Genomic DNA, 21,686 nt, shown 5'->3' with positions numbered 1-21,686 from the left:
CAGGGAGGTATGTGGTTACAAGCATCCGCGACCCAACCATAACTTCAAATATCCCGAAACAAGTCATGGGCGTTAAGCAAGTCGTAGGCAATCTGCGGACGTTTTTCCAAACCGCGCCGAATGGCGGTAGGAATCGCCTGACGAGTTTTGCGGCACAGCCCCGGCAGTTCATCGATCTGGATGGCGATGCCGCGCATGCTGCGCACCTCATTAAAGCCAGGGGCGACGGCGACGCGCACGCCGAGTTGTTCGTAGATGCGCCGCTGCAGCTTTTCCAGGTCCGCCAGGCTTTCCAGATTTTCCAGGCGCTCTAGCAGGCGCTTTTCCTCGTTGCGGGTGAGTAACAGGATGCGCACATCACTGCCGGCTTGCTGCAACAGCTGCTCGCGCCCGCAATCGCAGGCACCGGGTGGGCAGGGTTGACGCAAGGGTGGGGTGTTGGTCATGGGCTCCGATCATAGCCAGCTACGGGGGCTTTTGCCCATGCTCGGGTGTGGACAAATAGCCTGTTGGGCGGATAATCCGCCTCCATGCCACTGTCCACGATAACCTCCGCTGCTATGTGCTCACTGCGTACCGCTCTGATCTGGATGCTGATGCTCGCCCTTCCGGCGCAGAGCATGGCTGCCATCAGCATGCAATTATGCGCGGTAACCCAGCAGAGCGGGTTGATGGCCCAGGCTGACCCGCAGATGGCGGCGTATCATCCCGGCACAATGATCATGGTTCAAGCTGCCGAGGCTTCTGTTTATGGTGAACACCATCCCAGCGACAGCTCCAGTAAGTCTGTGTCTGCCGCCGATAACAGTCTGTGCAGCCTCTGCGCCTTTTGTGTCGGTGCGTTGGCACTGAGCACTGGGGTTACCAGTAATACCCCACTGCAAGCGGTCGAGCCCTCTCTGGGGCGGCTGGATGAATTTATCGGCTTTATCAGCGATCCCCTCGAACGTCCGCCGCGGTTATTTCTCGTCTGAAGATTGTCTTGATGTGTGCGGCTAGCTCTGTGGAGCGGTCTGCTCACAGCGTTTATTCAGCTTCTAATTCGAGAACGTAACCATGAATGCATCTTCATATTCTGTCGCGTTGCTGTTGGGTCTGGGCCTTCTGTTGGCCGCCGATGCTGCGCTGGCTGCTGGCGAACATCACGGCGCACATCACGCGGCAGCGCCGGCCAAACAGCAGAAAGCCTGGGGTATTGTCGGAGAAGCGGCGCAGGTCAGCCGTACCATCGAGATCAGCATGAGTGATCAGATGCGTTTCAGCCCCGACCAGCTTGAAGTCAAGCAGGGCGAAACCATTCGCTTTATCCATCGCAATGAAGGGCAGGTAATGCACGAGTTTGTGCTCGGTACCTTGGCTGAGTTGCAGGAGCATGCTGCGATGATGGTGACATCAGCAGGCATGCAGCATGAATCAGCGGATATGACGCATGTTGCACCGGGACAGCGGGAGGAGGTTATCTGGACCTTCAACCGTGTTGGTGAATTCGACTTTGCCTGCCTGATTCCCGGCCACTACCAGGCCGGTATGGTGGGTAAGGTGCGGGTGTTGGCGAACTGAATACATTGGGTTGAGTGATCAACCATATCGCTGAAACAACCGGGGCCGCTTAGCGGCCCCGGTTGTTTGTTCAGGCTGCCGCGAAGCGCTCGTCGAGATAAGCGATGATCGCCTTGGATTCATACAGCCAGGTGCTTTGGCCGTTTTCTTCGATACGCAGGCACGGCACCTTGATCTTGCCGCCTTGTTGCTCAAGCTCGCTGCGCGCCTGGGCGTCGTTTTTCGCGTCGCGCAGGGCCACGGGCACATTCAGCTTGTGCAGGGTGCGGCGGGTTTTCACGCAGAACGGGCAGGCGTGGAACTGATACAGCGCGAGGTTGCTGGCGTTTTTCTCGACCGCAGCCTGAGCTTCGCTGGTGCGTTTGAGTTTGGCCGGGCGGCTGATCCAATCGAGGAAGACGATCAACTGGCCGAGGCCGATGCGCAGTGCCTTGATAATCATGCGGGAGCAAACCTTGAGTCGATAAACAGGGGCGCGCAGCTTACCCGAGTTTCCCCGCCTTGGCGTAGCGGCTGCGCCCAACGGCAAAGCGCGATCAGCTTGGTAGCGCTCCAGCACTGTGCGAATGCTGCGATCAACCAGGTGGCTAGTGGCCGCCAAGGGCGTTGCGTGCTTGTTGGCCGACGATGGCCAGCACCGGCATAGGATCCATACGCGCATTGTAGAGATCGGTCAGCATGTACGCGGCACCAGGAGCGGAAGTTGCGATGCCGACGCCCAGTTCGGCGGAAAGCTTGGCGTCGGCTGTAAAGGTCGCCATCTCCTCATCATGCGCTTGAGTAAAGCGGATCTCGCCTTCGGCGCTCGCTAGCGCGCCGAACATGCCGTTGATGCCGTCACGGGGATAACCATACATATCGCGCGCTCCACTGCTAAAGGCGTTCAACGATGAACACTGCAACTGTTGTGCTTATGGCAAATTCGCTCGATCTTCAGCCCCGAAAGGCGGGGCTGGATAACGTGAGTCGTGTCGCTGCCCGTGCCCCGGCTTTTCAAGGCAGCGGGTTGCCGCCGGTAACGCCGAACACTTCGCCAGTGATGTAGCTCGACTCCTGGGAGGCCAGCAGCACATACAGCGGCGCGCATTCGGCCGGTTGACCCGGCCGCTTCATCGGCACATGCGCACCGAACGTGGGGATTTTTTCCGCGGGCTGGCCGTCGGTGGGTTGCAATACGGTCCAGATCGGCCCCGGCGCAACGGCGTTGACGCGGATGCCCTGATCGATCACCTGCGACGCCAACGCCTTGGTGAAGGCAACGATGGCGGCTTTGGTCGAGGCGTAATCGAGCAGCGTTGCAGAAGGGTCGTAGGACTGGATCGACGCCGTGTTGATGATCGTGGCGCCCGGTGGCATATGGGCCACGGCGGCTTTGCACAGCCAGAACAGCGCGTAGACATTGGTCTTGAAGGTGTGGTCGAACTGCTCGCTGCTCAGCTCACTGATGTGTTGTTGGGCGATTTGCTTGCCGGCGACGTTAACCAGAATATCCAGCCCGCCCAGCGCCTCTACGGCATTGCCGACCAGGGACTTGCAGAACGCTTCGCTCTTCAAATCACCGGGCAGAGCGATAGCTCGACGACCTTCGGCAGTGATCAGCGCCACGACCTCCTGAGCGTCGGATTCCTCTTCGGGCAGATAGTTGAGCACGATGTCGGCGCCTTCACGGGCATAGGCAATGGCCGTCGCTCGGCCGATGCCAGAGTCGGCACCCGTGATCAGGGCTTTGCGGCCTTTTAGCCGGCCGAACCCCACATAGCTTGCTTCGCCGTGATCCGGTTCGGGTCTCATTTTGCTGTCCAGTCCTGGCTCGGGCTGGTGCTGCGCCGGGAACTCCGGTTGTGGGTACTGCGTCAGGGGGTTCTGCATGCTGTATTGGTTGCCAGCATAACGTTTCATGGCAGTTCTCCTTGGTTAGTGGCTGTAACCTGCAGCCGCCAGAAACGCAAAGCCTCTGGCCGCAGGGTCGACTGGAGTCACTATTTAGGAGAAACAGCCTTGCCGCGAAGTTCACACCTTCTGAGCAGCGGTAGCGCCACGCGCCGCTTGTTGATTACAGGCAGATGGCGTCGCCATCGCTGATCGGTTTCGCTCTGCGAGTTTTCAGCGCTGGCCGCAGCGATCCGCTTCCAGCGATTGCGCCAGACGCTGCAGGTAGTCGCCAAAGCCGCCGTGCGCGCGGGAATCGCGGCGAGCGCTGGTGGCCACGCTATTGCTGCCACTCCAGACGATGCGCGCGCCAATGTTGTTCAGCGACTCGATCAGCCGCACATCCTCATGGGCGCGCAGCGGTGGAAACCCGCCGGCACGGTTATAGGCCTCAACGCAGATGCCAAGGTTGGCACCGTGTATATGGCGGTGATTGTCGCCTGGCTGGTAACGCTGGTGATACGCGTGTTGGACGGCGTCGTCGTAGCCTTCCCAGTCGTCCAGGTGGACCGTGCCGCAGACTACGTCTGCCTCGTGTCGCAGCTGTTGCACCAGCCAGTCCGTAGCCACGCAGCTGTCGGCATCGGTGCAGGCCAGCCAGCGTGCGCCGAGGGCGATGCAGTGGGCTGCGCCAGCGCGTCTGGCGAGGCCGACGTTGTGCGCCGCAATGCTCAGGCTGATGACCTGATGCTGCTGGGTGATTTGTGCCGAAGCGTCGGTGCAGGCATCCAGCACCACCACGATGCACACCGGCTCGCCATGCAGTTCGGGGTGGCGGGCAGCGTTGTACAGCGATTGCAGACAACGGCCCAGTAGTGCTTCCTCATTGTGGGCGGGTACCACGACGCCGATCACAGGGTGACCTCGTGCAAATTCATGGCGAACGGTGAGGCGCTCCAAAGCTCCAGCACGAAGTCTTTCTCTTGGTGAAAGACGATTTGTTCGAACGGCAGCGTCTGCCGCAGCAACTGATGCACCTGCTCGCCGTCGAGCGGGCTGCCTTCGATGGGATGGCGCCAGTGACAGGCGAGCAGATGACCGCTGCGGCTAAGGCTGGCGATGCAGTGTTGCAGCAGATCGTCCAGCGCCTGCTGGTCAAGGTAATAGCCAACTTCACTGATCACGATCAGATCAAAGCGCTGCTCTGGCCAGCACTGCGGCAGCTGCCCCGCGTAGACCTGTGCATGGGCATAATCGGTCAGGCGCTCGCGGGCCAGCGCGACTGCCCGTTGGCTGGCATCACAGCACAGCAGATGCTCGCAGCGTTGCGCCAACCCTGCGCTCAGCTCGCCGTTGGCGCAGCCCGGCTCAAAAACCCGCTGATAACGCTGGCGCGGCAGGGAGGCGAGCGTCAGCTGACGTTTGCGCGATTCGTACCAGCGGCTACGAAAGTGCCAGGGATCGTCGTTGGCGGCGTACAGCGCGTCGAAATAATCGGCAGGCAGGCTCATCGAAAGTACACCTCATAGGGCTGGGTAAAACGCGCAAGAGTGCGCTCGGTGAGTATCGGCGCCGCCCCGGTAGACGGGTCGGCCAGCAGCTGCGAGCGGTGCGCGCGCAGGGCAAGGCGCTTGCGGGCCAAGGTCTGCTCGTCGAGTCGGAACTTGCAGGCGCGTTCCCAGGGGATGCGCGAGTCTTCTGGCGTCGCCCAGTGCCATGCCCAGACCGGCATCTCATAAAGCCTCGCGCCTGTGGTCTGGGCAACAGCGGCGGTGACGCGCCCGACCACGTCATGATCGCAGTGAGCGTCAGCGCGCCAGGTGGTGATCACATGGCTGCAGCCTTGCAGCACCTGCTCAAGGTGCGCGCACAGGCGTGGCTCGTCGTGCGCCACCTTGCTATCGGGCAGATGCAGCCGCGTCCACTCGATGCGCTGCGCCGAGAGGCCCAGACACCGCAGTGCCGTGCGGCTTTCCTGCTGGCGGATTGCGCGCAGGCTATCTGCCGGCCAGAGCGTGGAGTGGGGGTGACTGCCTTCACCATCGGTGACGGCGACAATTTTGATCGGTACGTTCTTCGCCGCCAGTTGCGCGAGTAGCCCGCCGCAGCTCAGCACTTCATCGTCCGGATGCGGCGCCACAATGGTCAGTCGTGCACCTGGCGCAATCAGCTCGTCGAGCGCAACCAGCGGCAGCGCGGCCAGCCGCTGCGAGCTGGCCCAGGCTTGGGCTGATGTGCCCTGGCCCTGAATCAGGTTGACGTGTTCGCTCACAGATTCCAGTCCTTGTCGCCGCGCTGCAGCCGCAGTTCACCCAGGCGTTCGAGATCACGTTCGGCATGGCTTTGGCGCAGAAACACCGGCAGGTCGGCGAGCAAGCGGGCGAAGTGCGGGTCGCGGCAGAAAGGGGCGGCGCCCAGCGCGCGGCCCGCGTGGCGCATGACTCGATCCAGTGCCGCCTCTACTTGGGCGCGAACCAGGCGGGCAGGGTATTCGGCAGCCGCGCTGGGCTGCTTGTCGATCCAGCTGGCGCAGGCATATAGAGCCTGCCGAGCGCCGCTTAGCGCCGTATCCAGCGCGCCCAGGTGCGCCAGTGAATGTGGGTCGTCGCGCACGTTTCGCTGCACATGCCGGGCGATCGCCACGCCGGCGCCGTACCAGCAGGCGGCAATGCCGGCGCCACCATGCCAGAAGCCGGGGCGTGCGGTATAAGCCCCCGGCTCACCAATACAGAGGGCACTGGCGCCATCGAGGTGGATCTCGAAGCTGGCGGCCGCGGCCATTCCTACCGCCTGCCAGCCCTCGCGGGTCACCGTTACGCCAGGCTGGTTGAGCGCCAGCGCCACCAACTGTGAGCGGTCCTGTTCGTCCCACACCGTCATCAGCGCGTGGTCGACATGCAAGGCCCCCGAGCACCAGGCTTTGCGTCCGCATAGGGTCACGCAGTCAGCGTTGCGTGTGGCAATTTCCACCCGCGCCTGAGGCGGTTCTGCTGCCCAGACGGCCCATAATCCCGTCGCCGCGTCGCTGGCGCCAAGCTCTTGCAGAATGGCCCTGGCATCCGTGTGTGCTTCGTACAGTTTGAGCAGCGACAAGTCCGCGGCCGCTACCTTGGCCAGCATCTGCCAGCGCCGCAGAGTTTCCCCCCGGCCCGGCGCTGGCAGCTTATCCAGGCCTGCCGCCATTAGCGCACGCATCTGTTGCGGTACAGCGTCGTTGGCCTGCTCGCACGCACGCCGGCTAAATTCGTCTAGCGTGCGATCCAGTTGTGTGGGCTGCGCAAAGGCCACAAGGACAGATTCCTGATGGGTCACCGCTGTGCTCCTGGGGATCAAGGTGGGGTGGCGCCAAGTTTGTCCCACATGCCACGGTTGAGGTGCTGCTGATGGGTGTAGCCATGCCAGGGGTCGCGTTCGAGTTGCTCAAGGCGTTGCATGAGGTTGGCGACTGTCCACTGCTGCGCGCTGCTAAGCTGGTCCAGCTCGTCACGGCTGATCGGCACCGAAACCGGCAGCCCCGGGCGCGCACGTACCGAGTAGGCTGCGACGGTACTGGCACCGCGCGCATTGCGCAGGTAGTCGATGAAGATCTTGCCGACGCGATTCTTCGGCCCTGACGTTGCGGTAAACCGCTCCGGCAGTTGTTTGGTCATGAACTGTGCGATGGCTTTGGCGAAGGCCTTGACGGTGTCCCAATCGGCACGGCGCGCCAGCGGTACAACAATATGAATGCCCTTGCCGCCGCTGGTCTTGAGAAACCCCTGCAGATTCAATTCGTCCAGTACTCCCAGGGTCAGGTGGGTGGCTTCGAGCATGCTGCGCCATGGCAACGCCGGGTCGGGGTCGAGATCAAGGACGAAGCGGTCGGGCGTGTCGATGCGCGTACTGCTGGCGCCCCAGGTGTGCAGCTCGATGCAGCCCATCTGCGCGGCGCCGATCAGCGCTGGCAGGCTGTCGATTTCCATCAGCGCTGCATGGCCGGGGTCGAGCTTTTTGTCCAGATGTTTGATATGCGCAATGGCCAGGTGCTCGGCATGCTTCTGGAAGAACTGCTCGCCTTCAACGCCCTCCGGCGCACGCACCAGCGACACCGGGCGCCCGTCCAGATGCGGCAGCAACCAATCGGCCACGCTCTCGTAGAACTGCGCCAGTTGCAGCTTGCTGGTGCCGCTCTGCGGGTCGATCACCCGCTGTGCATTGCTGATCGCCACGCCGGCGAGCAGCGGCTTGCCGGCAGCGCTTGCGGTGGCGGGCGCGGCGGCTTTTTCCGGCTTGGCATCAGGCCACTGGGGATGTTCACGGATTATCTGACTGGCCGGTTTGTCGCTGCGCAGGGCGATAAAGCTCGCTTGGCGCACGATGCCTTCGCGCGTCCACTCGGCAAATTCCACTTCGCCTACCAGCTCCGGCTTGATCCAGTTGACCCCGCGGGCCTGCGCGCTGGTGAGTTTCTGCGCCAGTGGCGAATCGGCCTGCGCCAGTTTCTGCAAGCGCTGATGCAGCGTCTTCAGCGCCGCCTCGCCGAACCCGCTGCCCACACGCCCTGCATAGCGCAGGCCGGTGTCGTCATTTACCGCCAGCAGCAGCGCACCGAACCCGCTGCGGCTGCCCTTGGGATGGGTAAAACCAACGATGACGAACTCCTGGCGCAGGCGGCACTTGAGCTTGATCCAGTCGGCACTGCGTCGCGACAGGTAGGTGCTGCCCATGCGCTTGCCGATCACACCTTCCAGTGACATGGCGCAGGCGCTGTCGAGAATGTCCTGGTGGTGCGCGTTGAAGTCGGCGGAGAAACGCAGCGGGCCTTTTCGCGAGCCCGGCAGAAGCTGCTTGAGCTGGGCGCGGCGTTGCTCCAGCGGGGTTTGCCGCAAATCCTCGCCGTTGATAAATGGCGCGTCGAACAGGTAGTAGACGAGGTCATGGTTGCGGCCGATATCGAAGGCGTTCTGCAACTGCTGGAAATCCGGCAGGCCCATCTCGTTCAGCGCCACGACTTCACCATCGAGCCAGCTGTTGTGCAGGCCCAGCTTGGCCAGTGCCTCTGCCTGCAACGGCAGGCGTTCGCTCCAGTCATGGCCATTGCGGGTGAACAGACGCACCTCGCCATTGCTGATGCGGGCGAGAATTCGGTAGCCATCGAACTTCACCTCGTACGTCCAGTCGCCTTCCGGCGGCCGGTCGGTAAGGGTGGCCAACTGCGGTGCCAGGCTGGCAGGAAAGTCGCTGGCAGCGGCTGCGGGCTTTGGCGTGCTCGCGGCTTTTTTGCCCTTGGCGGTTTTGCTCAGTCCGCCCACCAGCGCGCCACTGATAACGCTCTGCGGCTGTTCATTGACGATGTCGTATTCATCGCTGGAGCGCGCCGTGTCGTCCCGCTCCTTGATCAACAGCCACTGTTCCTTGTCGCCACTGCCGCGCAAACGGGTGCGAACCAGTGCCCAGTCGCCGTTCAACTTTTCGCCGATCAAGCTGAACTTGAGCTTGCCGGCCGTATAGGCACTTGCCGGGTCGTCATGTGGCTGCCAGACGCCTTGATCCCAGACGATTACATCGCCGGCACCGTAATTGCCCTCGGGAATACTGCCTTCGAAGCTGGCGTAATCCAGCGGGTGGTCCTCTACATGCACCGCCAGACGCTTGTCGCGTGGGTCCAGGCTTGGGCCCTTGGGCACCGCCCAGCTCTTCAGGGTGCCGTCGAGCTCCAGGCGAAAGTCATAATGCAGATGACGGGCATCGTGCTTCTGAATCACGAAGCGCAGGGCACCGGCCTTGCTGCCACGCTTGCGCGGTTGTTCACGGGGTTCGCTGGTCTGCTCGAAGTTGCGTTTGCGGTTGTAGTCACTCTGCGCCTTGGCCATGCTCGTCGCTCCGCCTTAGTTGCGTTTAGTCTTGGCTGCTGGCTTGCGCGAGCCGCTGCTCTTGTCCGTTGTTTTGCTCGCAGGCTTGCCACCTAGGCTGCGCTTGAGCAGTTCGGTGAGGTCGATGACATCGGCGCTGCGGCGGCTGTCTTCGCCCTCGACGCGATCCACCACTTCGATCTTGCCGGCCTTGGCCTTGCGTTCCACCAGCTCCATGATGCGATTCTGAAATTCGTCGATGTATTCATCCGGCTGCCAGTCGCCACTCATGTCTTTGATCAGGCGCTTGGCCATGTCCAGCTCGCTCTTGGCCAGCTTCGGTTTGCTCACCGCCGCGCCCAGTTCCAGTGACGCCAGACTGCGCACTTCGCTGGGCCAGCGTAGCATCACTAGTACCAGGGCCGACTCAAGCGGCATCAGCGCGGCCAGATGCTGCTTGGTGTGCAGCACCACGTGGGCCAGCGCCACCTTGTTGGTGCTGCTCAGAGCCTCGCGCAAGAGTGCATAGACCTTTTCTCCACGGCGATCGGGGGCGAGGTAGTAGGGCGTGTCGATGTGCTGCAGCGGAATCTGCTCGCTGTCGACAAAGGCAAAAATATCGATGGTCTGGGTTGCCTCGGGGTGAGCAGCACGGATTTCCTCAGCGCTGAGCACCACATAGCGGCCCTTCTCATAGGCCACGCCCTTGACGATATTTTCCTTGCTCACTTCCTTGCCGGTCGCCTTGTTCACCCGCTTGTAGCCGACCGGCTCCATGCTGCGTTTGTCCAGCCAGTCGAAGTCCACACCCTGGGTCATGGTCGCGGAGGTCAGGGCGACAGGGATGTGCACCAGGCCGAAACTGATGGCGCCTTTCCAGATGGCCCTAGGCATGGTGGTCGTCTCCCGCCAGCGATTCCGGCACATAATGGAAGCTGCCACAACGGCTGCAGCGCTGGCACAGGAGGATTTCCCTGCCCATGCGCATGGCAGTGCCTGGTGACCAGAGACAACCTGCGATCAAGCATCGAATGGTCATTTTCTCCCTCCAACGGCCGGATGGCCGCGGCGTCTGTTCAATCAGTCGACCGCGGTCAGGCGCAGAAGGTTTTACTCAAATGCCAAGTGGCACGAACCGAGAGCGGCTACCAGCCACCGCTCCTCGTTTGACCTGAACGTTTTGCGCAGCGTGCACCTCATAGTTTCGACGGACGCAGAAGACATCCGACAGACCGAGGTGGCCCATGAGCGAGATCAGTAACGACGGCTTCGAACGTCGAGCTATTGCCTTTTCCCTGAACGGCCAAGCCGTGCAAGTCGAGGCCCATCCGTGGGTGACCGCACTCGATCTGCTGCGCGAACAACTGCAGCTGACCGGCACCAAAAAAGGGTGTGATCACGGCCAGTGTGGTGCCTGCACGGTTCTGCTCGACGGGCGCAGGGTCAATGCCTGCCTGCTATTGGCGGTGATGCTCGACGGCCATGAGCTGACCAGCATTGAAGGCCTTGCGCAGAACGGCGAACTGCACCCGATGCAGAAGGCTTTTATTGAGCAAGACGCCTTTCAGTGTGGCTATTGCACGCCAGGGCAGATCTGCTCGGCGCTGGGCATGATCGCCGAAGGGCATATCAATCAGGACAGCGACCTGCGCGAGCGCATGAGCGGCAATCTATGCCGTTGCGGCGCCTATCCCAACATCCTCGCCGCGATTGAGCAGGTGCTGGCAGACTGCGACGAGGTGAGCCGCTGATGATTCCCTTTGCTTACAGCAAACCGCACAGCATCCCTGAAGCGCTGCGTCTGGCCGGACCGGACAGCCGCTTTATCGCCGGCGGCACCAACCTGGTCGACCTGATGAAGGAAAACCTCGTGCGCCCGCAGCGGCTTATCGACATCAACGCGCTGCCACTGCGCGAGGTCGCGGCAAGTGCTGACGGCGGCCTGCGCATTGGCGCGCTGGTGAGCAATGCCGACCTGGCGTGGCACCCGCAGGTAGCCGCACGTTACCCGCTGATTGCTCAGGCGCTGCTTTCCGGCGCGTCACCGCAACTGCGCAATATGGCGACCGTCGGCGGTAACCTGCTGCAACGCACGCGCTGCCATTACTTCTACGACAGCCAGATGCCCTGCAACAAACGCGAGGCTGGCACTGGCTGCCCGGCCCGTGATGGCTTGAATCGCTACCACGCACTGTTCGGTGCCAGCGAACAATGTGTTGCCGTGCATCCGTCGGATTTTTGCGTGGCGCTTGCCGCGCTTGATGCGCAGGTTGTGGTGGTCGGGCAGGGCGGTGAAAGGCGCATCGCCTTTGCCGATTTCCATCGCCTGCCCGGCGAGCGTGCGCAGCAGGACACTGTGCTCGACGATGATGAGTTGATACTGGCGCTGGAGCTTCCCGCGCGCGGTTTCGCCGACCACAGCGCCTACCTGAAGATACGCGACCGGGCCTCCTTTGCCTTCGCCGTGGTTTCGGTGGCGGCCGCCCTGGAGCTGGATACCGACGGCAACATCCTGGAGGCCCGTCTGGCCCTGGGCGGAGTCGCCCATAAGCCTTGGCGCAACTCCGCCGCCGAAGCTGTGCTGGTGGGGCAGCGTCCTGTCACGCAGGCCTTTGCCCAGGCCGCCGAGCAGATGCTGCACGGTGCCCAGCCGCTTGCGCATAACGCCTTTAAAGTCGAACTGGCACGCCGCGCCATCGTGCGCGCGCTGAGCAACGCAGCCGCAGGAGTGAGCTCATGACTAGCGCAATGCTTGGCAAACCGCTTGATCGCGTCGATGGGCCGCTCAAGGTCGCAGGCCTGGCGCGCTACGCCGCTGACCAGCCGGCAGAGGCATTACTGCATGGCAGTGTGGTGTGCAGCGCCATCGCCCGGGGTCGCATCCGCGCTATCGACAGCAGCGCGGCGTTGGCACTGTCCGGCGTAGTGCTGGTGATGACCCATGAGAACCGTCCGCCGCTGGCCGAGGATGACGAGAGCTACGAGGACGACGACGCGGCCGATGGCTCGCCGTTTCGGCCGCTGTTCAATGGCCGGATTCGCTACAGCGGGCAACCGGTGGCGTTGGTCGTGGCCGACAATCTGGAGCTGTCTCGCTATGCCGCGTCGCTGGTGCAGGTCGAGTACGAGCCGCATCCTCATCAAACCGATCTACAGCCGCTGCTGGACGCTGCCCATCCTGCGCCCGCTGAGCTGCCGAACAATCGCGGCGATGCCGACGCAGCCATCACCGCTGCAGATGTGCAGCTCGACCTCAGCTACGAGCTGCCCAACGAGTACCACAATCCCATGGAGCCGCATGCCTCCACGGTGATCTACCAGGCAGACGGCAAACTGCTGGTGCACGATAAGACGCAAGGCCCGCAGAACAGCCAGCAGTACCTGGCCAGTGTGCTCAAACTCGAGCCCAGCAAGGTACGTGTCCTCTCGTCCTTCGTCGGCGGCGCCTTCGGCTCGGGGCTGCGCCCGCAATATCAGCTGCCACTGGCGGCGATGGCTGCGCTGCTGCTCAAGCGCAGCGTAAGGGTGACCCTGACGCGGCAGCAGATGTTCACCTTTGGCTATCGCCCGCGCACCTTCCAGCGTCTGCAGCTCGGCGCCTGGCGTGATGGTCGCCTCAATGGCTTGGTGCATGAGGTGATCGGCCAGACCTCGCGCTTCGAGGACTTCACCGAACATGTCGCCGAGTGGTCGGGGATGCTCTATCACTGTGATCACCTGCGGCTCGCCTATCGTTTGGTGCCGTTGGATGTCTACACGCCGCTGGACATGCGCGCGCCAGGTGCCGCCACCGGACTGTTCGCGCTCGAATCGGCGATGGATGAACTGGCCTGGGCCACCAATACCGATCCGGTGGAGCTGCGCCTGATTAACTACAGCGAAAGTAACTTGAACGAGAGCAAACCCTATTCCAGCAAGGAGCTGCGTGCCTGCTACGAGCAGGGCGCCAAGGCCTTTGGCTGGGAGCGCCGCAGCAAGCAGCCGCGCAGCATGCGCAGGGGTGAACAGCTGGTCGGCTACGGGATGGCCACCGGCGTCTGGGAAGCCCTGCAGATGCCGGCCAGTGCCCGCGCGACGCTCACGGCCAGTGGCCGCATCATCGTCTCCAGCGCCACCTGCGATATCGGCCCGGGTACCGCCACGGCCATGACCCAGATTGCCGCAGAAACCCTGGGGCTGGACCCAGCCCTGGTTGAATTCAGGCTGGGCGACTCCGACCTGCCTGACGCACCGCTGCAGGGCGGCTCGTTTACCGTGTCCTCGGTTGGCAGCGCCGTGCGTGAAGCCTGTCTCGCCTTGATCGAGCGCCTGTGCGAAGCCGCCCGACAACTGGCGGATGCACCGTTTAGCGATGCGCGAACACTGTGTTGCACAGGTGGCCGTATCCAGCAGGGCAGTGATGCTCAGCGCAGTATTGAACTGTGCGCTCTGGCCGCTCGCCACGGAACGCTGGAGGCACAGGTACAAGCGCAGCCCGGAAAGTTACGCGAGCACTTCGCCAGTGCCACACACTCTGCGGTTTTCGTTGAAGTCGAGGTGGATGAAGCCCTCGGCAGCGTGCGCGTGACCCGCGTGGTAAGCGCCGTGGCTGCTGGTAGGGTGGTCAACCCCAAGACCGCTCGTAGCCAGATTCTCGGCGGAGTGGTGTGGGGCGTAGGCATGGCGCTGCATGAGGAAGCCAAGGTGGACCATGCCCTTGGCCGCTGCATGAACCACAACCTGGCCGAATACCATATTCCGGTGCAGGCCGATATTGGCGAAATTCAGGTGATCTTCGTTGACGAAGACGATCAGGTGGTCAACCCATTAGGTTCCAAGGGCGTCGGTGAAATCGGCGTTGTCGGCATCGCCGCCGCTGTGGCCAACGCTGTTCACCACGCCACAGGTAAACGCATCCGCCAGTTGCCTATTACCCTCGACAAACTGCTCGAACCCTAAGCCATGGGCTTACTGCGTCTGGCTAGTCTCAGCAGAATATTCGTGGATTTTTCCGGCTCGAGATGCGAAGACGCTCAGGGATGGCAGGGTCAGCAGGGCGTAATCTCGCTGCTCTGCTTGCCTCAAAGCGCGCAGGCATAAAAAAACCGGCACAGGGCCGGTTTCTATATGCAGCAGGCCTTGATCAGTTATTGACCAGGCTGAGGAACTCGCTACGTGTAGCCGCGTTTTCGCGGAATTCGCCGAGCATCACCGAGGTGACCATGGAGGAGTTCTGCTTCTCCACGCCGCGCATCATCATGCACATATGCTGCGCTTCGATCACCACCGCCACGCCGAGGGCACCGGTGACCTGTTGGATGGCTTCGGCGATCTGCCGGCTGAGGTTTTCCTGGATTTGCAGGCGACGCGCATACATATCGACGATGCGCGCCACCTTCGACAGCCCGAGTACCTTGCCTTTGGGGATATAGGCCACATGAGCCTTACCGATAAAGGGCAGCAGATGGTGCTCACACAGTGAATACAGCTCGATGTTCTTGACCAGCACCATCTCGCTGGCATCGGAGCTGAACAGCGCGCCATTGGTGACTTCTTCGAGGGTTTGCTGGTAGCCCTTGCACAGGTACTGCATGGCTTTGGCAGCGCGCTTTGGCGTGTCGAGCAGGCCTTCGCGGGATACGTCCTCGCCGAGCTGGCCAAGGATCGCGGTGTAGTTCTGTTCCAGGGACATGGACAATCTCGTAGGTCTTTCTAAAGGGCGCAGGTTAGGCCGCGAGGGTCTGGCTGGCAAGTGCGCAGGCCGCCAGCCACAGGGGCTTATTCGTCGCGACCATCCATCATGGTGCGTTTGAGCATCACATATACCGCACCGGTGCCGCCGTGTTTGGCCAGGCAGGAGGTAAAGCCAAGTACTTGTGGGTGTTGACGCAGCCAGGTATTGACGTGGCTTTTGATCATTGGTTTGCGGCCGTCCATACGCACCGCCTTGCCATGGGTGATGCGTACACAGCGCACCTCCAGCTTGTTGGCCTCGGCGATAAATTCCCACAGGGTGTCACGGGCTTTTTCCACACTCATGCCGTGCAGGTCGAGGCTGCCTTCAAAGCTGATCTGACCCAGCTTGAGCTTGCGCATCTGGCCTTCCTGCACGCCATTGGCAGCCCAGTACAGCGGGTCTTCGGCGCCTACGTCGATGACGAACTGGTCGGACAGGCCATCGACTTTGACCGAGTCCACGCGCGCGGTGGCCGCTTGGCGCAGGGTGGCCAGCTGGGCACGGTTGGGTTTCGGTTTACCGGTGTCGGCGCGGTCATGCTTGATTGGCTTAACGCCGCGCAACTCGGCTTTAAACAAAGCGCTTTCGTTATCGTCTCTAGGATCGTCTTGCATTAGGGCCTCCGCGAAGGCCGCTAGTGTACCCAAGCTGCTGGCTCTCGTGTTTACCTGGCGCTAGTCGCGCTTTTTCATCAGATGCGGGGCCATGCTCAGATCGCTGGTGCGGCGCAGGCGGCGTCGGCAACGGCGCCAGAGCATCACGCCGAAACTCAGCAACAGCAGACCGCTGATAACCACAATGCTGGCAGCGGCCGGCGATTCGTTTAGTGGGCCAAGCGAGGCCGGCCGGCCGAGAAAGGTGGCAATGCCCGCCATACTAAGCAACACGCCGAACGTGGCAAACAACGCCGCGACGCCTGCGCCCAGGCGCAAGCGCCAGTTGCCGGTAGTGCGTGGGCGCAGACGGCGTGCATCAAAACCATCGGAGTGCTTCATTCCGATTTCCTCATGCCTATTTCCTCGGTGGCTATCGGCGGTATGACCGGCCAGGGTTAGCGTGGTTCAACTGCACCTTCGCGCTCATAGACTAGTTGTGAACTGCTGTGCGCTGGCGCGTATTCAGATCAAGGCGCTGGCGTGTGGCACCACGGCAGCAAAGTTGTCGGCCAGGGCAATCATTTCGGCGCGGTGCATCTCTGCGGCGCTGATCACCTGGCCGTCGAGCGTCGGCAGGTCCCGGGTGGCGCAGGCGGCATCGACCACGGTGCAGCGATAACCATAGTCCTTGGTCGCGCGCACCGTGGTACTGATGCTCGAATGGGTCATAAAGCCGCAGACGATCAGGTCCAGATGCCCCAGGGCCTGCAGGCGTTCATGTAGATCAGTGCCGTTGAAGGCGTTGGGCATACGTTTTTCGACGATGATTTCGCCCGGCAGCGGTGCTGCTTCCGGCAGGTGCAAGCCGCGTGGACCACGAGGGTCGAGCAGGCCATCGGGAATGCCCAGGTGTTTGACGTGAACGATGGCGCTACCCCGTTCACGGGCGGCGGCCAGCAGTTTGGCAATTTCCTCCAGCGCGGCATCCAGCCCCGGTAATTGCAACACGCCGCTGCGGTATTCCTCTTGCGCATCAATGATCAGCAAGGTCGCATTGCTCAGGCTGGCGGGCGCATGGCTGCGGCCAGTGAGGGCGAACATCGTTTTAGGGGCGGACATGGCAGGAACTCCAGGCTGGCATGGACAGTCCATCCATTGTCCGCCTGTGCTGCGCTGCTGTGAACCTTTGGTGTCGATGATCTTGCATGCTGCCTATGCGGCGAGCAGAATCGGGAGGCTGCCGAGGACCGGCGATTACACGCAAAGGAGCTGCAATATGAACCTGATTGCACTGTTTTCCGAACATTTCTGGCTGTTGTTTGCCGTGGCGATATCCATCGCTGTGCTACGCGAACTGCGTATCAAACGTGATGAACCGTCGCCCAATGAGTCGCGCAGCAACAGACTCTAGGGTCAGCTTTCTCATGCTGCTTGGGTTGAGCTCTGCGGGGCGTGCAATGGGCTAGAATGCGCGACTTTTCCTGCGGAGAGCTACCGTGACTGACGCTACACATACCCACATAACCCGCCTGCGCACGGTGCGCGACTATATTCGCTGGGCGGTCAGTCGGTTTCATGGTGAGGAGCTGTTCTTCGGCCACGGCACCGACAACGCCTGGGATGAAGCTCGCCAACTGGTGCTCGGCGCCCTGCATCTACCTTACGAAATTGCCGACAGCTACCTCGATTGCCGCCTGGAAGACGACGAGCACACGTGCCTGCACGCGTTGCTCGCGCGGCGCATTGATGAGCGCGTACCGACTGCTTACCTGTTGGGCGAAGCCTGGTTCTGCGGCATGCCATTTATTGTTGATGAGCGCGTGCTGATTCCGCGTTCGCCGATTGCCGAGCTGATCGAGCAGCATTTCGCGCCCTGGCTGGCGATGGAGCCAGCGCGGATTCTTGACCTGTGCACCGGCTCGGGTTGCATCGGTATCGCCTGTGCCTATGAGTTCCCCGAGGCCGAAGTGGTGCTCGGTGATCTGTCGTTTGAGGCGCTGGAAGTGGCGAACCAGAATATCGAGCGCCATGGCCTGGATGAGCGCGTGTACACCGTGCAGGGCGATGGTTTTGCCGGGCTGCCGGGCCAGCGTTTTGACTTGATCGTCTCCAACCCGCCTTATGTGGATGCCGAGGATTTCGCCGATATGCCAGCCGAATACCAGCACGAGCCTGAACTGGGCCTGGCCTGTGGCGAAGATGGCTTGAATCTGGTGCGACGTATGCTCGCCGAGGCGGCGGATCATCTGACCGAAAAAGGCCTGCTGATTATTGAAGTCGGCAATAGCCAGGTGCACGTCGAGGCGCTGTACCCGGAAGTCGATTTCACCTGGCTGGAATTTGAGCGCGGCGGTCACGGCGTATTCCTGCTCGCAGCCGCGCAATGCCGTGAGCACCAGGCGCTGTTCCGTCAGCGCCTGAATGGTTGATCAACGTAATGTCAGATGCCGGCTCAGCAGGGCGCGCAAAGCGGCCGGTTTGACCGGTTTGGCCAGGTAATCGAGGCCGGCGGCGTGCACTTGAGCGATCAGCTCGGGGCGGCCGTCGGCGCTGATCACCACACCCGGTAGCGGTTCACCCAGCCGGGTGCGCAGCCAGGCCATCAACTCGGTGCCGGTTTCGCCGTCATCCAGGTGAAAGTCCACCAGTGCCAGCTGCGGCCGCACGTCTTCGCTCAGCAGGTGTTCGCATTCCAGTCGATTGCGCGCCGTCCATACCTGACATCCCCAGCGTGACAGCAGGCTGTGCATGCCGGTGAGAATGCTGTCCTCATTGTCGACGCACAGCACCTGAATGCCGGCCAGTGCCTGGCCATTGTGTTCGGACTGGCTGGCCAGTACGGGCGGTTCGGCGTGCAAGGCCAGAGGAATAGTGACGCTGAATACGCTGCCCTTGCCCGGCCAGGAACGCACCTCCAGCTGGTGACCGAGCACTCGGCATAGGCCATCGGCAATTGCCAGGCCCAGACCCAGGCCTTTTTCAGCGCGGGTCTGGTGGCTGTCCAGGCGTTTGAACTCCTCGAAAATCACCTTGCGCTTGTCGTCGGGAATGCCTGGTCCACGGTCCCAGACTTCCAGGCGCAACTGTTGGCCCTTGCGGCGCACGCCGAGCAGTACACGGCCCTTGGCATAGCGGAAGGCATTGGTCAGGAAGTTCTGCAATATGCGCCGCAGCAGTTTGATATCGCTGTCGACCCGCTGGCGGCTGCCGCGCAGGCGGAAGTCCATGCCGTGTTCGGCGGCCAGCACCTTGAATTCCGCGCCGAGGGTGTCGAACAGGTTGTTCAGCACAAAGGCGTGGCGATCCGGGGTGATACGGCCGTTTTCCAGGCGCGAGATATCCAGCAGGTCGCTGATCAGGTCTTCTGCCGAACGCAGCGAGCTGTCCAGATGTCGCACCAATTCGCGGGCGTCGGCGGGTAGGGCGTCGTCCTGGTGGGACAGGGCGGCAGAGAACAGTCGCGCGGCATTCAACGGCTGCATCAGGTCATGGCTGACGGCGGCGAGAAAGCGGGTTTTCGACTGGTTGGCGGCCTCGGCCACGCCCTTGGCCTCGGTCAATGCCTGATTCAGTTGCGACAGTTCAAAGGTGCGGGCGGCGACCCGTTGTTCCAGGCCTTCGTTGGCGTCCTTGAGCGCACGCTCGGCTTCGCGGAATTCGGTGATGTCGGTGAAGCTCATAACGAAACCGCCGCCGGGCATGGGGTTGCCGATCAGCTCGATCACCCGGCCGTTGGGGAATAGCCGTTCTGAGGTGTGCGCAGTGCCCTGGCGCATCCAGTACAGGCGCTTGCTGACGTGTTCCTCGATATCGCCGCCGCCGAGCAGGCCGCGTTCGGCGTTGAAGCGGATCAGTTCGGCCACCGGCCGGCCGACGTACACCTGGCCGTCGGGGTAATTGAACAGTTCGATATAACGGTGGTTCCAGGCCACCAGGCGCAGCGACTGGTCGACCACGCTGATGCCCTGGGTGATATTTTCGATGGCGCCTTGCAGCAGCGCGCGGTTGAACTGCAGCACTTCCGAGGCTTCGTCGACGATGCGTACCACGTCCTCGACCTGCATCTCACGGCCTTCGATGGCCGCCTTGACCACCGCGCGGGTCGATGATGCACCGAGCACGCCGGCCAACAGGCGTTCGGTGTGGGCGATCCATTCACTGTTGGCGGTCTGGTTGGGGTCGAAGCCTTTGCCCTGGCGGTAGGCAAACCGCATAAAGCTCTGCCGCGCACGCTCTTCGCCGACAAAGCGGTTGGCCAACAGCAACAGGTCGCCAACCTGTACCGCGAGCATGCTGCGGTTGCTGGGTTTGTTGCCCAGGTCATGGCCGATAAAGCGCCCAGCCTGCCAATGCTCGGCCACCCGGGTGCGCGAGAAGTAGGAGACCCAGGCAAACAGCAGGAAGTTGCCGGCCAGCGACAGCACCACGCCACGGGTCAGCGGGTCGACCTGAAAACCAATCGGCCCGTACAGCAGGGTTTGCACCCCTGGCAAAGCATCGGTTGGCCAGCCCAGGCCACGTGCCACCAGCGGCATGACCAGTGTGTAGAACCAGATCAGCGCACCAACGAACAGCCCGGCAAACACGCCCTGGCGGTTGGCCTGTTTCCACACCAGCGCGCCGAACATCGCCGGTGCCAACTGGCCGATGGCGGCGAAAGACACCTGGCCGATGGTCGCCAGGCTGGCATTGGAGCCCAGCAGGCGATAACACACATAGGCCAGTAGCAGAATCACCACGATGCTTACCCGGCGTGCGCTCAGCATCCAGTGGCGAAAGGCCTCGAAGGGCCGCTCGGTGTTCTGCCGGCGGAGCAGCCAGGGCAGCAGCATGTCATTGGAGATCATGGTCGAGAGCGCCACCGAAGCGACAATCACCATGCCGGTGGCCGCCGAGGCGCCGCCGATAAAAGCCAGCATCGCCAGCGCGGGATGGGCCTCGGCCAGCGGCAGGCTGATCACAAAGGAATCCGGGGTGATGCCGGCCGGCAGCAGCATCTGCCCGGCCAGGGCGATGGGTACTACAAACAGCGCGGCGAGTATCAGGTAGGCGGGGAAGACCCAGCGCGCCAGACGCAGGTCCTTGGGCTCGATGTTTTCTACTACCGTCACATGGAATTGCCGCGGTAGGCAGATGATGGCGATCATCGCCAGGCCCGTCTGGGTCATCATGGCCGGCCAGTTGACGGTTTCGGCCCAAAAACTCTCCAGCTCGGTGCTGGCCTTGGCCTGGCTAAACAAATCACCAAAGCCGTTATACAGGCCGTAGGTGACAAATGCGCCGACAGCGAGGAAGGCCAGTAATTTGACCAGCGACTCGAAGGCAATCGCCAAGACCATACCGCGGTGGTGTTCGGTGACATCCAGGTTGCGCGTGCCGAACAATATTGTGAACAGCGCCAGCACCAGCGAGACGATCAGCGCGGTGTCCTGGGCGCCAGTGCCATTGGCGCCCGCGCCAGCACCGCTGAGCAGGCTGACCCCAAGTACGATGCCTTTGAGTTGCAGGGCGATATAGGGCAATACACCGACCAGGCAAACCAGCGCCACCACCACCGCGAGGGCCTGGGATTTGCCGTAGCGCGCTGCGATAAAGTCGGCAATTGAAGTGATGTTTTCCTGTTTGCTGATCATCACCATCTTCTGCAGCACCCAGGGGGCGAAGACCAGAATGATGATCGGTCCCAGGTAAATCGGCAGAAACGACCAGAGCTGTTCGGCGGCCTGACCTACCGCGCCGAAAAACGTCCAGCTGGTGCAGTACACCGCCAGCGAAAGGCTATACACCCAGGCGCGAATTTTCGGTGGCATGGGCGCGGCACGGCGGTCGCCATAGAAGGCGATGGTGAACAGAATGGCCATGTAAATCAGCGCAACCGCGGCGATCAGCCCGCTAGACAGGGTCATGCAAACTCCGAAAACAAACTTATAGGGGGCTGCCGGGGTCATATCTGGCGGCGCAGCGGCTGCCCAGAGCCTACCGCATCAGCGCCCACGGCAAATGACGGGTGTCAGTCTCGCAGCAAAGTGACGGTGCGTCAGGTACGACCAAGGTCGCACTGGCGCAGAATGTGTTGCTGTTGTGGATTGTGCACACATGCCGGCCCTGTTAGCG

22 protein-coding genes and 1 pseudogene are annotated in these 21,686 nt (G+C 62.1%); 7 read left to right on the top strand and 16 right to left on the bottom strand.

Going from position 1 to position 21,686, the window contains the following annotated elements:
* Positions 1 to 44: 44 nt before the first annotated feature.
* The gene (locus AACY25_RS00840; RefSeq protein WP_339521952.1) at positions 45 to 446 is read right to left on the bottom strand and encodes a hypothetical protein; all 402 of its coding nucleotides are present in this window, start codon (positions 444 to 446) and stop codon (positions 45 to 47) included.
* An 84-nt stretch (positions 447 to 530) separates the two neighbouring features.
* On the opposite strand from AACY25_RS00840, the gene AACY25_RS00835 reads away from it, so the two are divergent.
* Both AACY25_RS00835 and AACY25_RS00830 read left to right on the top strand, forming a co-directional pair.
* Positions 531 to 974: a hypothetical protein gene (locus AACY25_RS00835; protein ID WP_339521951.1), complete on the top strand. Its 444-nt coding sequence runs from the start codon at positions 531 to 533 to the stop codon at positions 972 to 974.
* 82 nt (positions 975 to 1,056) lie between these two features.
* Complete coding sequence (locus tag AACY25_RS00830) at positions 1,057 to 1,560, top strand: cupredoxin domain-containing protein (RefSeq protein WP_339521949.1); 504 nt, start codon at positions 1,057 to 1,059, stop codon at positions 1,558 to 1,560.
* Positions 1,561 to 1,630: 70 nt separating this feature from the next.
* On the opposite strand, the gene AACY25_RS00825 is transcribed toward AACY25_RS00830, so the two are convergent.
* From AACY25_RS00825 to AACY25_RS00780, 10 genes and pseudogenes are all read right to left on the bottom strand, one after another.
* Positions 1,631 to 2,002, bottom strand: coding sequence for a glutaredoxin family protein (locus tag AACY25_RS00825; protein WP_339413734.1), 372 nt, complete (start codon positions 2,000 to 2,002; stop codon positions 1,631 to 1,633).
* Between the two features lie 148 nt (positions 2,003 to 2,150).
* Positions 2,151 to 2,475 (bottom strand): annotated as a pseudogene (locus AACY25_RS00820) (thiamine pyrophosphate-binding protein); the annotation flags it as partial.
* A 78-nt stretch (positions 2,476 to 2,553) separates the two neighbouring features.
* Positions 2,554 to 3,459 (bottom strand): SDR family oxidoreductase, encoded by a 906-nt coding sequence (locus AACY25_RS00815; protein ID WP_339521947.1) that lies wholly within the window; start codon positions 3,457 to 3,459, stop codon positions 2,554 to 2,556.
* Between the two features lie 204 nt (positions 3,460 to 3,663).
* Positions 3,664 to 4,344 carry a glycosyltransferase gene (locus AACY25_RS00810; RefSeq protein WP_339521945.1) on the bottom strand — a complete coding sequence of 227 codons (681 nt, stop codon included), beginning with the start codon at positions 4,342 to 4,344 and terminating at the stop codon, positions 3,664 to 3,666.
* Complete coding sequence (locus AACY25_RS00805; protein WP_339521943.1) at positions 4,341 to 4,940, bottom strand: class I SAM-dependent DNA methyltransferase; 600 nt, start codon at positions 4,938 to 4,940, stop codon at positions 4,341 to 4,343. Before AACY25_RS00805 ends, AACY25_RS00810 begins: the two co-directional genes overlap by 4 nt.
* Entirely contained in the window at positions 4,937 to 5,701 is a 765-nt protein-coding gene (locus AACY25_RS00800; RefSeq protein WP_339521941.1) for a PIG-L deacetylase family protein, read from the bottom strand. Before AACY25_RS00800 ends, AACY25_RS00805 begins: the two co-directional genes overlap by 4 nt.
* A complete protein-coding gene (locus AACY25_RS00795; protein WP_445262104.1) occupies positions 5,698 to 6,741 on the bottom strand; it encodes an acyl-CoA dehydrogenase in 1,044 nt (347 codons plus the stop codon). The genes AACY25_RS00800 and AACY25_RS00795 overlap by 4 nt, the downstream gene beginning before the upstream one ends.
* Positions 6,742 to 6,758: 17 nt before the next feature.
* On the bottom strand, positions 6,759 to 9,281 hold the full coding sequence (ligD, locus tag AACY25_RS00790; protein WP_339521939.1) for a DNA ligase D: 2,523 nt from the start codon (positions 9,279 to 9,281) through the stop codon (positions 6,759 to 6,761).
* A 15-nt stretch (positions 9,282 to 9,296) separates the two neighbouring features.
* A complete protein-coding gene (ku, locus tag AACY25_RS00785) occupies positions 9,297 to 10,154 on the bottom strand; it encodes a non-homologous end joining protein Ku (RefSeq protein ID WP_339521937.1) in 858 nt (285 codons plus the stop codon).
* Positions 10,147 to 10,299, bottom strand: coding sequence for a PSPA7_2676 family Cys-rich small protein (locus AACY25_RS00780; RefSeq protein WP_339521935.1), 153 nt, complete (start codon positions 10,297 to 10,299; stop codon positions 10,147 to 10,149). The genes ku and AACY25_RS00780 overlap by 8 nt, the downstream gene beginning before the upstream one ends.
* A 205-nt stretch (positions 10,300 to 10,504) precedes the next feature.
* Between AACY25_RS00780 and AACY25_RS00775 the strand changes: the two genes are divergently transcribed.
* Genes AACY25_RS00775 through AACY25_RS00765 form a run of 3 tightly spaced genes read left to right on the top strand, consistent with a single transcriptional unit; the run spans position 10,505 to position 14,198 of the window.
* A complete protein-coding gene (locus AACY25_RS00775) occupies positions 10,505 to 11,011 on the top strand; it encodes a (2Fe-2S)-binding protein (RefSeq protein ID WP_339521933.1) in 507 nt (168 codons plus the stop codon).
* Positions 11,011 to 12,000: an FAD binding domain-containing protein gene (locus AACY25_RS00770; protein ID WP_339521931.1), complete on the top strand. Its 990-nt coding sequence runs from the start codon at positions 11,011 to 11,013 to the stop codon at positions 11,998 to 12,000. The genes AACY25_RS00775 and AACY25_RS00770 overlap by 1 nt, the downstream gene beginning before the upstream one ends.
* Positions 11,997 to 14,198 (top strand): xanthine dehydrogenase family protein molybdopterin-binding subunit, encoded by a 2,202-nt coding sequence (locus tag AACY25_RS00765; RefSeq protein WP_339521929.1) that lies wholly within the window; start codon positions 11,997 to 11,999, stop codon positions 14,196 to 14,198. The genes AACY25_RS00770 and AACY25_RS00765 overlap by 4 nt, the downstream gene beginning before the upstream one ends.
* Before the next feature lie 184 nt (positions 14,199 to 14,382).
* On the opposite strand, the gene folE is transcribed toward AACY25_RS00765, so the two are convergent.
* From folE to AACY25_RS00745, 4 genes are all read right to left on the bottom strand, one after another.
* On the bottom strand, positions 14,383 to 14,931 hold the full coding sequence (gene folE / locus AACY25_RS00760; protein WP_339413745.1) for a GTP cyclohydrolase I FolE: 549 nt from the start codon (positions 14,929 to 14,931) through the stop codon (positions 14,383 to 14,385).
* 86 nt (positions 14,932 to 15,017) lie between these two features.
* Positions 15,018 to 15,590, bottom strand: a complete 573-nt coding sequence (locus AACY25_RS00755) for a Smr/MutS family protein (RefSeq protein ID WP_339521927.1) — start codon at positions 15,588 to 15,590, stop codon at positions 15,018 to 15,020.
* 60 nt (positions 15,591 to 15,650) lie between these two features.
* Entirely contained in the window at positions 15,651 to 15,971 is a 321-nt protein-coding gene (locus tag AACY25_RS00750; protein WP_339521925.1) for a hypothetical protein, read from the bottom strand.
* Between the two features lie 123 nt (positions 15,972 to 16,094).
* A complete protein-coding gene (locus AACY25_RS00745; protein WP_339521923.1) occupies positions 16,095 to 16,691 on the bottom strand; it encodes a cysteine hydrolase family protein in 597 nt (198 codons plus the stop codon).
* Positions 16,692 to 16,848: 157 nt separating this feature from the next.
* On the opposite strand from AACY25_RS00745, the gene AACY25_RS00740 reads away from it, so the two are divergent.
* Together AACY25_RS00740 and prmB are read left to right on the top strand one after the other, a co-directional pair.
* A complete protein-coding gene (locus tag AACY25_RS00740; RefSeq protein ID WP_339521921.1) occupies positions 16,849 to 16,983 on the top strand; it encodes a hypothetical protein in 135 nt (44 codons plus the stop codon).
* A 109-nt stretch (positions 16,984 to 17,092) separates the two neighbouring features.
* A complete protein-coding gene (gene prmB, locus AACY25_RS00735) occupies positions 17,093 to 18,001 on the top strand; it encodes a 50S ribosomal protein L3 N(5)-glutamine methyltransferase (protein ID WP_339523776.1) in 909 nt (302 codons plus the stop codon).
* Here the strand turns inward: prmB and AACY25_RS00730 are convergent, their stop codons facing one another.
* Complete coding sequence (locus AACY25_RS00730) at positions 18,002 to 21,478, bottom strand: hybrid sensor histidine kinase/response regulator (protein ID WP_339521919.1); 3,477 nt, start codon at positions 21,476 to 21,478, stop codon at positions 18,002 to 18,004. It abuts the gene before it with no gap.
* Positions 21,479 to 21,686: the final 208 nt, after the last annotated feature.

The sequence above is a fragment of the Pseudomonas sp. EA_35y_Pfl2_R111 genome, assembly GCF_963970955.1.
In the GTDB taxonomy this organism is placed as follows: domain Bacteria; phylum Pseudomonadota; class Gammaproteobacteria; order Pseudomonadales; family Pseudomonadaceae; genus Aquipseudomonas.
Note: the sequence above shows the minus strand (reverse complement) of the source record. Positions and strands in the feature narration are given on the sequence as shown.